The 13,473-nt window shown below is 62.2% G+C and carries 14 protein-coding genes; 13 read left to right on the forward strand and 1 reads right to left on the reverse strand.

Going from position 1 to position 13,473, the window contains the following annotated elements:
- The 5 genes from OJJ21_RS10335 to OJJ21_RS10355 form a co-directional block, all read left to right on the forward strand.
- On the forward strand, nt 1-610 hold a 610-nt coding region (locus tag OJJ21_RS10335), incomplete at its 5' end, for an ABC transporter ATP-binding protein (RefSeq protein ID WP_297685860.1).
- 9 nt (nt 611-619) lie between these two features.
- Nucleotides 620-1,549 carry an ABC transporter permease gene (locus tag OJJ21_RS10340; RefSeq protein WP_297685862.1) on the forward strand — a complete coding sequence of 310 codons (930 nt, stop codon included), beginning with the start codon at nt 620-622 and terminating at the stop codon, nt 1,547-1,549.
- Between the two features lie 10 nt (nt 1,550-1,559).
- The gene (locus OJJ21_RS10345; protein ID WP_297685864.1) at nt 1,560-2,453 is read left to right on the forward strand and encodes an ABC transporter permease; all 894 of its coding nucleotides are present in this window, start codon (nt 1,560-1,562) and stop codon (nt 2,451-2,453) included.
- Nucleotides 2,450-3,193 (forward strand): glycerophosphodiester phosphodiesterase family protein, encoded by a 744-nt coding sequence (locus OJJ21_RS10350; RefSeq protein ID WP_297685866.1) that lies wholly within the window; start codon nt 2,450-2,452, stop codon nt 3,191-3,193. Before OJJ21_RS10345 ends, OJJ21_RS10350 begins: the two co-directional genes overlap by 4 nt.
- Nucleotides 3,186-4,721 carry an alkaline phosphatase family protein gene (locus OJJ21_RS10355; protein WP_297685868.1) on the forward strand — a complete coding sequence of 512 codons (1,536 nt, stop codon included), beginning with the start codon at nt 3,186-3,188 and terminating at the stop codon, nt 4,719-4,721. Before OJJ21_RS10350 ends, OJJ21_RS10355 begins: the two co-directional genes overlap by 8 nt.
- Nucleotides 4,722-4,848: 127 nt before the next feature.
- Here OJJ21_RS10355 and OJJ21_RS10360 read toward each other — a convergent pair whose 3' ends face one another.
- On the reverse strand, nt 4,849-5,844 hold the full coding sequence (locus tag OJJ21_RS10360; RefSeq protein WP_297685870.1) for a helix-turn-helix domain-containing protein: 996 nt from the start codon (nt 5,842-5,844) through the stop codon (nt 4,849-4,851).
- A 275-nt stretch (nt 5,845-6,119) separates the two neighbouring features.
- Between OJJ21_RS10360 and OJJ21_RS10365 the strand changes: the two genes are divergently transcribed.
- From OJJ21_RS10365 to OJJ21_RS10400, 8 genes are all read left to right on the forward strand, one after another.
- Entirely contained in the window at nt 6,120-7,340 is a 1,221-nt protein-coding gene (locus OJJ21_RS10365; RefSeq protein ID WP_297685872.1) for an amino acid ABC transporter substrate-binding protein, read from the forward strand.
- A 72-nt stretch (nt 7,341-7,412) separates the two neighbouring features.
- Entirely contained in the window at nt 7,413-8,285 is an 873-nt protein-coding gene (locus OJJ21_RS10370; RefSeq protein ID WP_297685874.1) for a branched-chain amino acid ABC transporter permease, read from the forward strand.
- On the forward strand, nt 8,282-9,211 hold the full coding sequence (locus tag OJJ21_RS10375) for a branched-chain amino acid ABC transporter permease (RefSeq protein WP_297685876.1): 930 nt from the start codon (nt 8,282-8,284) through the stop codon (nt 9,209-9,211). Before OJJ21_RS10370 ends, OJJ21_RS10375 begins: the two co-directional genes overlap by 4 nt.
- Nucleotides 9,208-9,942, forward strand: coding sequence for an ABC transporter ATP-binding protein (locus OJJ21_RS10380; RefSeq protein WP_297685878.1), 735 nt, complete (start codon nt 9,208-9,210; stop codon nt 9,940-9,942). The genes OJJ21_RS10375 and OJJ21_RS10380 overlap by 4 nt, the downstream gene beginning before the upstream one ends.
- On the forward strand, nt 9,935-10,657 hold the full coding sequence (locus OJJ21_RS10385; RefSeq protein ID WP_297685879.1) for an ABC transporter ATP-binding protein: 723 nt from the start codon (nt 9,935-9,937) through the stop codon (nt 10,655-10,657). Before OJJ21_RS10380 ends, OJJ21_RS10385 begins: the two co-directional genes overlap by 8 nt.
- A 24-nt stretch (nt 10,658-10,681) precedes the next feature.
- Nucleotides 10,682-12,133, forward strand: a complete 1,452-nt coding sequence (locus tag OJJ21_RS10390) for an aldehyde dehydrogenase (RefSeq protein WP_297685881.1) — start codon at nt 10,682-10,684, stop codon at nt 12,131-12,133.
- An 8-nt stretch (nt 12,134-12,141) separates the two neighbouring features.
- Nucleotides 12,142-12,906, forward strand: a complete 765-nt coding sequence (locus OJJ21_RS10395; protein WP_297685883.1) for an SDR family NAD(P)-dependent oxidoreductase — start codon at nt 12,142-12,144, stop codon at nt 12,904-12,906.
- Between the two features lie 33 nt (nt 12,907-12,939).
- The gene (locus OJJ21_RS10400; RefSeq protein WP_297685885.1) at nt 12,940-13,473 is read left to right on the forward strand and encodes a 2,4'-dihydroxyacetophenone dioxygenase family protein; all 534 of its coding nucleotides are present in this window, start codon (nt 12,940-12,942) and stop codon (nt 13,471-13,473) included.

Here is a 13,473-nt window from a genome sequence, read left to right on the forward strand (position 1 = left end):
TTTCGGCGGCGATCTGGTAGATGTCCTGGCCGCCGCCGTCGGCCTGCAGCCGCATCATGCCGAACGCTATCCGCATGAACTCTCGGGCGGCCAGCGCCAGCGCGTGGTGCTGGCACGCGCGCTGATCCTGCAGCCGCGCCTGCTGGTCTGCGACGAGCCTATCTCGGCGCTGGATGTCTCGATCCAGGCCCAGGTGGTCAACCTGCTGCTGGATCTGCAGGAGCAACTCAATCTGGCCTATGTCTTCATCAGCCATGATCTCAAGGTGGTGCGCCAGATCAGTCATGATGTGGCGGTGATGTATCTCGGCCGCATTGTCGAATACGGCGAAGCCGAAAGCCTGTTCCGCGATCCGCAGCATCCCTATACCCGGGCGCTGCTGGCTGCGATTCCGTCTGTCGTCCGTCATGGCGAGGCGCGGCCGGCGCCGATCAAGGGCGATCCGCCCGATCCGGCCAATCCGCCGTCCGGCTGCGCCTTTCGCACGCGCTGTCCGCGCGCCACAGCATTGTGCGCCGAAACGGCGCCCGCCCTGCGCGTTCTGACCGATGGCCGTCAGGTTGCCTGCCATGCCGTGGCGCCAGATCATCTCGACCGCGCTGCTGCATAAGGTCAAAGCATGCTGTCCTTTGTCGCCTCCCGCATCGCCCGTGCCGCCCTCACCATCGGCTTTGTCGTCACCTTTGCTTTCGTCGTGCTGCGTCTGTCGGGCGATCCGGCCTTGCTCATCATGTCGGTCGATGCGCCACCCGAGGCCATCGAGGCCTTCCGCAAATCCTGGGGCCTGGACCGGCCGATCTGGGAACAGTATCTCGCCTATGCGATCAATGCGCTGAGCGGCGATTTCGGCAATTCGATGCGCGATGGCCGTCCGGCCGTCGATCTGGTGCTGGAACGCGTACCGATGACGCTGGCGATAACCATTCCCGCCTTCATGATCAAGCTGGTGCTGGGGATTCCCGCCGGCATCTTTGCTGCGCTCTATCGCAATTCGGCACTCGACCGGCTCACCATGATGGTGTCGGTGGCCGGCTTCACGGTGCCCAGCTTCGTGCTGGCGCTGTTGCTGGTGCTGGTTTTCTCGGTGCAGCTCGGCTGGCTGCCCTCCAGCGGCAATGACGGCTGGCAGTCCGCCATTCTGCCAATCATCACGCTGGGCGTTTCCGGCGCCGCGATCCTGGCCCGCTTCACGCGCTCGGCCATGCTGGAAGTGCTCGGCCAGCCCTATATCCGCACGGCATCGGCCAAGGGCGTGCCCTGGCGCCGCGTGGTCGCCGATCATGCCCTGCCCAATGCGGCGATCCCCACCGTCACCATCATCGGCTTCATGGTCGGCAGCCTGATCGCCGGCGCTGTCGTGGTGGAGAGTGTCTTTGCATGGCCTGGCGTCGGCCGGCTGCTGGTCTCGGCCGTGGCCAATCGCGACCTCGCCGTGGTGCAGGCGATCCTGCTTGCCATCGCGCTCTCCATGGTGGCGGCCAATCTCTGCGTCGATCTCGCCTATGGCTGGCTCGACCCGCGGCTGCGTCGTGGCCGGGCACAACATTGAGGAACGCGCTGTGACCGATATTACCGCGCCGCTGCCAGTCGAGAATCCTGCGTCAACCCGACGCGTGCTCAGGCGCTTTTTCACGGCGTTCCCGCCCGGCGTGCTGCTCGGCCTGGTCTGGATCGGGCTGATGCTGGTGCTGGCTTTGGGCGCCGACCTGCTGACGCCCTACAGTTTCACGGCCTTCGATCTCAAGGCCCGCCTGCAGCCGCCGATCGGTATGGGCGGCGCCCTGAACCATGCGCTCGGCACCGATGAGCTGGGTCGCGACGTGCTGTCGCGGCTGATCATGTCGATCCGCATGAGCCTGCTCATTGCCTTCTTCGGCACGCTGATCGCTGCCACGCTCGGCACCGCGCTGGGCCTAGCAGCGGCGCATTTCCGTGGCCGCATCGAATCGGTGATCCTGGTGTTGATCGACTTCCAGGCCAGCATGCCATTCATGATCATCGCGCTGTCGGTGCTGGCCTTCTTCGGCAATTCAGTCACGCTGTTCGTCGTGCTGATGGGCTTCCACAGCTGGGAACGCTATGCCCGCATCTCGCGCGGCCTTGCGCTGGCGGCCAATGAACAGGGCTATGCCGCTGCGGTGCGCCAGCTCGGTGCCGGATCGGCGCGCATCTACGGCCGCCATGTACTGCCCAACATCGCCTCCACATTGATCGTGTCGATGACGCTGACCTTCCCCGAGATCATTCTGCTGGAAAGCGGCCTGTCCTTCCTCGGGCTTGGTGTGCAGCCGCCGCTCACCTCGCTGGGCAACATGGTCGGTTACGGCCGCGAATACATCACCCGCGCCCCCTGGATCATGCTGGCGCCCAGCGCCGTGATCGTGCTGACCACGCTGTCCATCAGCATGCTGGGCGACTGGCTGCGCGACCGTCTCGATCCCACGCTGAAATGACTGCTATCGCTTCGCATCGTGGCGGCGCCTATCTCTGGCCGGAAAACAGCCGCATCGCTTTCGAGAATACGGCACGACTGGCTGTCGAGCAGGTCGAGTTCGATATCCATCCGTCAAGTGACGGTCGCCTTGTTGTTATCCATGATGCCACGCTGGATCGCACCACCGATGGCACGGGCCCAGTGGCGGCCCGGGACTGGACCACGCTCAGCCAATTGGTTCTGAAGAATACCGGCGACGGCCGGCCGCTGCTGCTCGAAGAGGTGATCGAGATTTTTGCGCCGACACAGTTGGCCCTGCGGATCGAATTCAAGGCTGGGGCAGATTATCGCCCTTATCCGGGTCTTCCTGCACGCCTGTTCGACATTCTGCGGCAGACGGCCATGATCGACCGCGCCATTGTTACCAGCTTCCATCTGCCGACTCTGGCTGAAGCCGTACAATGCGGTCCGGCGCAGGAATTCATCTGGCTGATGGCACCGGACGTGTATCGCCATATCGGCGCGATGGAAGATGTGGCCGCCCTGGCCCAGCGTCGCAGTATCAGATCGCTCAGCGTTCCCATCACGCTGCTCGATGACACCAATATTGCTGTAGCCTGCCGCGTCGGCGTGAGCATCGGTGCCTGGGGTTGCCATACGGAAGATACCATCCGCCGCGCCTTCACGCTTGGCGTCGACGTATTCACCACAGATCGGCCTGATCTGGCCATCGCAGTTCGGAGAAGCAGTCATGAGTGACAAGGCCCGCAAGAACATCCTCCTCATCGTCGTTGACCAGTGGCGCGGCGACATCCTGTCCCATCTCGGCACGCCAGGGCTGAAGACACCCAATCTCGACATGCTGTGCCGCGAGGGCGTCACCTTCCGCAATCACTTCACCACCGCGGTGCCCTGCGGCCCGGCGCGCGCCTCGCTGCTCACCGGCCTTTACCAGATGACGCATCGCGCAGTGCAGAACACCATTCCGCTCGATTCCCGCTTCACCAATCTGGGCCACGAGCTGCGCCGCAACGGCTACGATCCCGCGCTGATCGGCTATACGACGACGACGCCGGATCCGAGGACGACCGGCCCGAACGATCCGCGCTTCTTCGTGCTCGGCGACATCATGGACGGCTTCCGCCCAGTCGGCGCCTTCGAGCCCTACAAGGAAGCCTATTTCGCCTGGATGGCCTCCAGGGGCCATGTCCTGCCGGAGAATCCGGAGGATGTCTGGCGCCCGGCGGCGGGCGAGCCCGGCGCCACGCGCGCGCCCGGCCAGCTGCCCAAGGAGCTGTCCGACACCGCCTGGTTCACCGAACGCGCGCTTACCTATCTGAACGGCGCCAGCAACCGCAACTGGTTCCTGCATCTCGGCTACTACAGGCCGCATCCGCCCTTCATCGCGCCCGAACCCTACAACACCATGTACGACCCGGCCGACATGGCGCCGCCGGTGCGGCATGCCACGGTGGACGAGGCAGCGGCCATGCATCCGCTGCATAAATTCTACATCGACAGCGTGAACCAGCGCGGCTTCTTCCAGGGCGCCAGCAAGCTCGGCTCGGCGATGAGCGAGGAGGAGGTGCGCGTCATGCGCGCGACCTATTTCGGCCTGATGACCGAGATCGACGATCATCTCGGCCGCGTCTTCCAGTTCCTCAAGGAGACCGGGCAGTGGGATGACACGCTGATCGTCTTCACCTGCGATCACGGCGAGCAGCTTGGCGACCATTACCTGCTCGGCAAGCTGGCCTATTTCGACGGCAGCTTCCGCATCCCGATGATCATTCGCAATCCCGACCGGGCAGCAGAGTCGACCCGCGGCCAGATCGTCGACCGCTATACGGAAACGGTCGATACCATGCCCACCATCCTGGAGTGGATCGGCGCCGAGATTCCGCGCCAGTGCGACGGCCGTTCGCTACTCGATTTCACCTATGGCGCCGCACCGGCCAACTGGCGCACTGAGGTGCATTACGAATTCGACTTCCGCGACATTTTCTATTCCAAGCCGGAAGGTGTGCTCGGCACGGCGATGGACCAGAGTTCGCTCGCCGTGGTGCAGGACGACGATTACAAATATGTCCATTTCGCCGCCTTGCCGCCGCTGTTTTTCGATCTGAAGAACGACCCGCAGCAGCTGAAGAATGTGGCGAACGATCCGGCCTATGCACCCAAGATCATGGAATACGCCCAGAAGATGCTGAACTGGCGGCTGACCCATGCCGACAAGACGCTGACCGGCTATCGCGCCAGTCCACATGGACTGGAGGTACGAGGGTAGTTCTGGGGTGCGTTCGTTTGCCTGCCGCTAAATCCGTACCCGGCAGCATGTTTGAAACTCTGGGGCTGGATTGCCATGCGGAGCAATCAGGCCTGGTGCGCGGCCGAAAGTGACAGGGGGCCAGGCTCTACACGGGTGCATTGTTTGCCGCGGCCCAGAAAACACCATCCTTATGGGTCATGCTGCGGTAGGCGCGCGGCGCAACACCATAGCGTTCGCGGAAGCTGCGGCTGAAATGCGTCGAGGAATTGAATCCCCAGGCAAAAGCGATATCGGTGATCGAGCGTTGCAGTAAGGCCGGATTGGCCAGATCCTGGCGCACGCGGTCGAGCCGGCAGCTCCAGATATGGCTGTTCAAGGTCTCGTCTTCAATCGTGAACAGTTTATGCAGATTGCGCTTCGTGCAGCCGACGGCAGTTGCCACGCGGTCGAGCGAGAGCATCGGATCCTGCAGATTGGCCTGGATGAAAGCCTTCACCCGATCACGCGTGGTCTCACGCATTGCAGAATCGCTTTGCACGCCCATCTGATCCAGAACCGCCAGGCGCACCAGATTGGCAATGGTGTCGGCAAATTCACCACCGCCCCGCGGTCCGGCCAGCGCGGGCAATTCCGCAAAGGCGGAAGAGAGAAGATCGAAGACCAGGCGGCCAACGCCTTGCCGACCTGAAAAGCGGTGTACGGCGGCGTCGTCCAGGTTAAGGCCAAGCCGGGTCAGGCGGTCCCGCGGCAGCAACAGCGCCAGTTGGTTGATAGGTTCCGGGTTGGAGACGATGTAGGTGCGCGTAGTGTCATACATGCTCCACTCGCCGGGCGTCAGTATAAGCTTGCGGCCATTCTGCTCGAAACGACCGGCACCCTCGATCTGCGCCACGATCTTTACATAGCCGCGATCGTCATTCAGAATTTGGTTGGGCGTACGCACCACGCGATGTCGGCTGGCTACGATCCGGCACAGCTTCAGTCCGCCGATATCGCCCAGTTCCAGGCGACCATCGAACCGGCTGTCGCCGAAGGTATCGGATTGCAGATGGCCGATATGGCGCCCCACGAAGTCACCCCACAGCGCCAGCCGCTCGGCTGGTGCGACCTGCGAGGTGGAAACCACCGCAATCGCGCTCACTTTCCCTCCCCTTCGTTGGGCCTCCAACTAATATGAGTTTAACCGCGAAGCCCCGCCAGGTTAAGCGGAAAGCGGAATGGTTCTTGTACCTACGGATTCGTCAATTTCATGGAATTCCAGAGACTTGCTGCGCTGCAAAAGGGCATGCGTATGCGGACTGTCGTTCGCTCTGGGATAAGTTTCGGTTCCTTCTCGGGCAAGAAGCCAAGCCAGGCAGTGGCTACTTTCATAACACTGCCGGCGGTCATGACCCCGGCCGATAGGGAGAGAAACAAATGACACGCAGATTCCGCATACTGGCGGCCGCGCTGGCTGTCGGCCTGGCTGGCACGCTGTCGCTGGCGGCCTCAAACCAGGCACTGGCTCAGGACAAGATCAAGATCGGCTATGCCATTTCGAAGACGGGGCCAAACGCCGGCGGCGCCAATATCACCCAAATTCCGAACTACCAGCTGTGGTTCAAGGAGCTGAACGACAAGGGCGGCCTGATGATCGGCGGCAAGCGCGTGCCGATCGAGGTAATCGAATATGACGACCGCTCGAATTCCGAAGAGGCCGTGCGTGCGGTAGAACGCCTGATCACCCAGGACAAAGTCGACCTGTTGCTGCCGCCCTGGGGCACCGGCCTCAACCTGGCCGTCGGCCCGGTCTTCAATAAATACGGCTATCCGCAGCTGACCTTCAGCGCCGTGACCGATCAGGCACCGGCCCTGGTCAAGCGCTGGCCGAACAGCTTCTGGTTCCTCGGCACCAGTGTGCAATATATCAATGCTCTGGTCGATCTGCTGTCCAAGCAGCAGAAGGCCGGCAAGATCAATGGCACTGTCGCCATGATCAGTGTGGCTGATGGTTTCGGCATCGATCTGTCCAAGGCTGCCCGCGATGGTCTTGGCAAGGCCGGCTTCAAGCTGGCGATGGACAAGAGCTATCCGGTCGGCACTCAGGACATGTCGCCAATGATCAGTGAAGCGCAGCGTTCTGGCGCCGATACTTTCATTGCCTTCAGCTATCCGCCGGATACTGTGGCGATTAATGATCAAGCCAAGGTGGCAAGTTTTGCCCCGAAGGTGATGTTCACTGGCGTGGGCACGGGCTTCCCGCTATTCCCGCAGCGCTTTGGTGCCAATGTCGAAGGTATCATGTCGCTCGGTGGCTGGAATCCGAACAACGCAGGCACCGCCGAGTATCGCAAGAAGCATGTTGCCATGCACAGCCGTGACCCGGATTACTGGGGCAGCCAGCTCGGCTACGTCTCGCTGCAGATGCTGGAGCAGGCGGTCGAGCGCGTCGGCAAGATCGACCGTGCGGCTATCGTCAAGGAACTGCAGACTGGCACTTTCGATACCGTGCTGGGCAAGATCAAGCTTGTCGACAATATGCCGCCGAAAGGTACCTATGCCTATATCGGCCAGTGGCAGAATGGCTTCTTCACCGGCATCGCGCCGGATGGTGCCAATATGAAGCCGATGGTGATCCCGAAGCCGGCCTGGAAGTAATCATGTAGCGGGCGCGGCGACCCACCCTGTTGTCGCCGCGCCCGAAATTTCGTTTCTGAAGGTCAAGTTGATATGTTTGTCGAAGCCCTGCTGACGGGCATCACGCTCGGCGGCATGTATGCGCTGGTCGCCATGGGGTTGACGCTCCAGTATGGCGTGGCGCGGATCATGAATCTGTCCTACGGCGAAATCCTGGTCGCCGCCGCTTTTGCCGTGTTCTGGCTGTTCACCGTTGCCGGCTTCAATCCGCTGATCGGGATGGCTATGGTGGCACCGGCAGCGCTTGTTATCAATTGGGTAATTTACCGCATCCTGCTGCTGCCGCTGGTACGCCGTGCCAAGACTCGCGATGCGCTGGAGGTGGACAGCATCCTCGCCACCTTCGGACTGCTGTTCGTGGTGCAGGGCGTCATGCTCGTATTATTTGGCGGTGCTTATTACAGCTACTCTTTCCTTGCCATTCCGGTCGACGTATTCGGCGTTACCATAGCGGCCAATCGCCTGCTGGCGCTGGCTTTCGCTGCGGTGATCGGCCTGGCCCTCTATATCGGCTTGACCCGCACGCGTGCCGGCACGGCCTTGCGCGCCGTGGCAGTTGATCCGGTTTCCGCCCAGCTGGTTGCCATCGACGTGCGCGCCGCCGCCGCAATCGCCTTTGCCCTGGGCGGCGGACTCGTTGCTGCCGGCGGTGTGCTGGTGTCTATGTTCCTGACGTTTAACGCGAATATCGGCGTTGTCTTCACCATGAAGGCGCTGATCGTCGTCATCATGGGTGGCGTCGGCAACATGCTGGGCGCCCTTGTCGCCGGCTTGATTCTTGGTCTGACTGAAACCTTTGTCGCGACCTGGATTGATCCGGGCCTGACCCTGGCCGCCACCTACAGCATTTTCCTGATCATCCTGCTGGTGCGTCCGCAGGGTCTGTTCGGCAGGGGCGGGCGATGACACTGCCATTGCCTGTGAAAATTGTCGGCGCAGCCGTGGCGGTCGCGATGCTGGCCTGCGTGCCACTGGTGGCTGATGGCTATCGCCTGTCACTCGCCATCGGCCTGCTGAACTATACCGTGCTGGCCACAGCCTGGGCGCTGTTTTCCGGCCCCACGCGCTATGTCTCGCTCGCCACGGTCGCCTTCTTCGGCATCGGAGTCTACACGGTGGCAGTGCTGGGTGAAGTACTGGCCTGGCCGCTGGTGCTGCTGATCGCACTTGGCATCGGCGTTGTTCTGGCGCTTATCATCGGCCTCTCTACATTGCGCCTGTCCGGCGTTTATTTCGTCATCTTCACCTTCGGTCTCGCCGAACTGGTGCGCCAGCTGGTTACCTGGTTCGAAGTCAACAAGACCCGCACACTGGGCCGCTATGTTTTCGTCGACATCACCACCGACCAGATATATTGGCAGCTGCTTGCTTTGGCCGTCATGGTCTTTGCCGCGGGCCTGCTGATCCGGCGCTCGCGCCTCGGTCTTGCACTGCGGGTGATCGGCGATGACGAAACCGTGGCGCGCCATGTCGGAATTAATGTGACCGCGGCCAAGGTTGCACTATTCATGCTCAGCGCGGCCTTCATGACGCTCTGCGGTGCGGTGATGGCGCCACGCTGGAGCTATATCGATCCGGCGATCGCTTTCAATCCTGTCACGTCTTTCCAGGTGCTGATCATGGCACTGCTGGGAGGCGTGCACCGGCTCTATGGACCGGTCCTCGGTGTTGTACCTCTGACCCTGCTATTCGAATTCCTGCTGGCGAACTTCCCGAATCATTTCAGCATCCTGATCGGTATCGCCTTCATGCTGATCGTCTATGCCATTCCCAATGGTATTGCCGGTCTGGCCGAGAAACTGTGGGCCAGGGTGAAGGGGGCGCGGCCATGAACGCGCCACCTCTGCTGGCCGTGCAGGGCCTGACCCGCCGCTTCGGTGGGCTGGTGGCTGTCGACGGCCTCGACCTCACTGTATTCAAGGGAGAAATTATCGGCCTGCTCGGGCCCAATGGGTCAGGTAAGACCACGGCCCTCAATCTGATTTCCGGCGCACTGAAGCCCGATGCTGGCACAGTCGCGCTGCGCGGCGATTTCATCCAGGGACTGGCACCGTTCCGCATTGCCCGTCGGGGCGTGGCCCGCACCTTCCAACTCGTGCGCGTGCTCGGTTCGATGACCTGTCGCGAGAATGTGCTGGCTGGCCTGGCCTTCGGTACCCGCAATGACTGGGGTGTCCGTGCCGATGCCAATGCTGATGACCTGTTGCAGCGCGTGGGGCTCGTCGGGCGTGGCGGCGTGATGACCGCCGAGCTGACTTATATCGACCAGAAGCGGCTTGAACTGGCCCGCGCGCTGGCTCTGCGGCCCGATCTGTTGCTGCTGGATGAATGGCTCGCCGGATTGAATCCCACCGAACTGCTGCAGGGTATCGAACTGGTGCGCTCGCTGCGCGGCGACGGCATCGCCATCCTGATGGTCGAGCATGTCATGGATGCGATCCGTTCCCTCTGCGACCGCTGCGTGGTGATGAATGCCGGCCGCCGGATTGCAGAGGGTACACCATCTGCCGTTCTGGCCGATCCCGAGGTTATTCGCGCCTATCTGGGAGACGAGGATGCTTGAGATCGCCGATCTTTCCGTTTCCTACGGCAAGCATCGCGCCGTCGACAACGTCGCGCTGACCGTCGCGCAATCCGAAATCGTTGTCATCCTTGGTGCCAATGGTAGTGGCAAGACTTCGCTGCTCAAGGCCATCGGTGGTATCCAGCCGGCCGCCAGTGGCGCGCGGATTATGCTGGCCGGTGCCGATCTGAGCAGACTGCGCGCCCATGCCATCGTCGAGGCCGGTCTCGCACTGGTGCCGGAGGGCCGAGGCATTTTCGGCGAACTGACCGTGCGCGAAAACCTGATGCTCGGTGCCTATGCCAAACGCGCGCGGGCAGGTGAAGCGGAGAATCTGGACCGGGTATTGACGCTGTTCCCGCGCCTAGGCGAGCGCCTGGCCCAGGCTGCCCGCACCATGAGCGGCGGTGAGCAGCAGATGGTCGCCATCGGCCGCGCCCTGATGTCGGCGCCTGATATCCTGTTGCTGGATGAACCTTCGTTGGGCCTGTCGCCGCTGATGTGTGGCGAATTGTTTGGTGCATTAACCCGCATCCGTCAGGCCGGTATCGGTGTGCTGCTGGTGGAGCAGAATGCCAAGCGCAGCCTGGCCATCGCCGACCGCGGCTATCTGCTGGAAAACGGTCGTATCGTCGGGCAGGGCGCGGCCGCTTCATTACAAAAAGATCCCGCCGTACAGCGCGCCTATCTCGGCGTGGCGCAATCGGCGGTCTGAATCACTGAGGATGGGAGAAACGATATGTTCAACATCGACCTGCTGATCGACGGCAAGGCAGCGCCGGCCGCCAAGGGACGCACCTTCGAGCGCCGCAATCCCCTGAATGACAGCGTCGCCAGCAAGGCAGCCGCCGCCGATGTGGCCGATGCCAGAGCAGCCGCCGATGCTGCCGCCAAGGCCTTTCCAGCCTGGTCTGTGCTGGGGCCGAACGAGCGTCGCGCTTTACTCAACAAGGCAGCCGATGCCATGGCGGCGCGAGCCCCCGATTTCATCGCCCGCATGGCGGCGGAGATCGGCGCCACGGCTGGCTGGGCCGGATTCAACGTGCATCTGGCGTCGGGCATGCTGCGCGAAGCTGCGGCCATGACCACCCAGATCGGCGGTGAGGTGATCCCGTCCGACAAGCCGGGCTGCATTGCCATGGCGGTGCGCCAGCCGGTCGGCGTCATCCTGGGCATCGCGCCGTGGAATGCGCCGGTAATTCTGGGCACCCGCGCGCTGGCAATGCCGCTGGCCTGCGGCAACACCGTGGTGCTGAAGGCATCTGAACTCTGCCCCGGCACCCATCGCCTGATCGCCGAATGCCTGACCGATGCCGGCCTGCCGCCAGGCGTGGTCAATGTCGTCACCAATGCTCCGACCGATGCGGCAGCGGTGGTGGAGGCGTTGATCGCCCATCCGGCGGTACGGCGGATCAATTTCACCGGCTCGACCAGAGTGGGACGCATCATTGCAGAGATCGCAGGCCGCTATCTCAAGCCGGTGCTGCTGGAACTGGGCGGAAAGGCACCGATGCTGGTGCTGGACGATGCCGATATCGACGAGGCCGTGAAGGCGGCTGCTTTTGGCGCCTTCATGAATCAGGGCCAGATCTGCATGTCGACCGAGCGCCTGGTGGTCGACCGCAAGGTGGCTGATGAATTCGTCAGCAAGTTTGCCGCTAAGGCCAATACCCTGGTAGCCGGGGACCCGCACAAGGGCAACACCCCGCTCGGCGCCGTGGTCAGCAGGGAAGCCGTGCAGAAGGTGCAGGACCTGATCAAGGATGCGACCTCGAAAGGCGCCAAACTGGTGGCGGGCGGCCGCGCCGAAGGTGCTATCATGGATGCCGCCGTGCTCGACCATGTCACGCCAGATATGAGCATCTACCACGAGGAGTCCTTCGGTCCCGTGGTCTGCGTGGTGCGTGCGCAGGATACCGATGATGCCGTGCGGATCGCCAATGACACGGAATATGGTCTTGCGGCCGCGGTCTTCAGCCGCAATATTGCACGCGCCATGGATGTGGCCCGCCGCATCGAAAGCGGCATCTGCCATGTGAATGGCCCGACCGTGCATGATGAGGCGCAGATGCCCTTCGGCGGTACCAAGGCATCGGGCTATGGCCGCTTCGGCGGCAAGGCCGGCATGGATCAATTCACTGAGCTGCGCTGGATCACCATCGAGACCCAGCCCGGCCGCTTCCCGATCTGAGGCCCGCCATGGCTCTGCTGGATGGCAAGGTCTGTATCGTCACCGGTGGTGCCGGCAGTCTGGGATTGGCCTCCGTGGCAGAATTCCGTCGCGAGGGCGGTCGCGTCATGCTGGTTGATCGCGACATGTCGGCAATTGAGGCGGCCATCGCTAGCATTGGAGGGTCGGGCAAGGATATCGCTGCCTGTGCCGCCGATGTGGCCAGCACCGAAGGTACCAGGCGCTATATCGACGAGACGATCTCGCGCTGGGGCAAGATCGATGTGCTGTTCAGCAATGCAGGCATTAGCGGCGTGATCCGTCCGGTGACCGACTATCCGGAAGATGTGTTCGATGCCGTGATGGCGGTGAATGTACGAGCCTCCTTCCTGGCCTGCAAATACGGCCTGCCGCAGATGAATGACGGCGGCAGCATCCTGATCACCTCCAGCGTGGTGGGAGTCACCAGCGATCCCGGCATCTGCGCCTATGCGACGTCCAAGCATGCCGTGATTGGCCTGATGCGCACGGTGGCCAAGGAGGCGGCGCCCCGCCGCATTCGCGTCAATGTGATTGCGCCGGGTCCGATCGACAATGGATTTCAGCTCGATATCGAGAAGGGCATATCCGCCGCCACCGGCCGGGATGGCACCAAGCTTCTGGACTCCATCATTCCGCTCGGCCGTCATGGCCGGCCGGAAGAGATCGCCCGCATGGTGCTGTTCCATGCTTCTGATCTCGGCAGCTTCACCACCGGCAGCGTGCTGATGGCGGACGGCGGCATGCATATCTGATCGTCAACACGCAGCAGGAGAGGAGGGCGCCCTATGCCTGAACTTGCCACGACTGAATTCTGGAAAGACCTGAAGCCTATCGCCAAGGTGTTTCAGCACGATGCCCTGCCGGAAGTCTATCTCAAAAATGCACCGACCGAGGATGAGCGGCTCTATGTGCCGTTCACTGATACGGTGTCATCGCGACCATTGTGGATTTCACCGTCGCAGAACAAGTGGTGCGACATCCTGATGGCGAAAAGCGCCGGCCTGGTAAACCGGCATTACCACCCTCATGAAGTCTTCGCCTACACGATCTCTGGAAAGTGGGGTTATCTGGAGCATGACTGGACTGCCGCGGCCGGCGATTTCGTCTATGAAACGCCAGGCGAGGGCCATACGCTGGTTGCCTATGAGCACAAGGATCCGATGAAGGTGTTCTTCACCGTCACCGGGCCGCTGATCTGGCTGGATGAGAATGGCGAGCCGGCCGGTTATTTCGATGTGCACAACTACATCGACCTGTGCCGGAACCATTACGAGAAGATCGGGATTGGCGCCGCCTATATCGACACGTTGTTCCGGTAG

This window comes from Ferrovibrio sp. (assembly GCF_025869515.1).
In the GTDB taxonomy this organism is placed as follows: domain Bacteria; phylum Pseudomonadota; class Alphaproteobacteria; order Ferrovibrionales; family Ferrovibrionaceae; genus Ferrovibrio.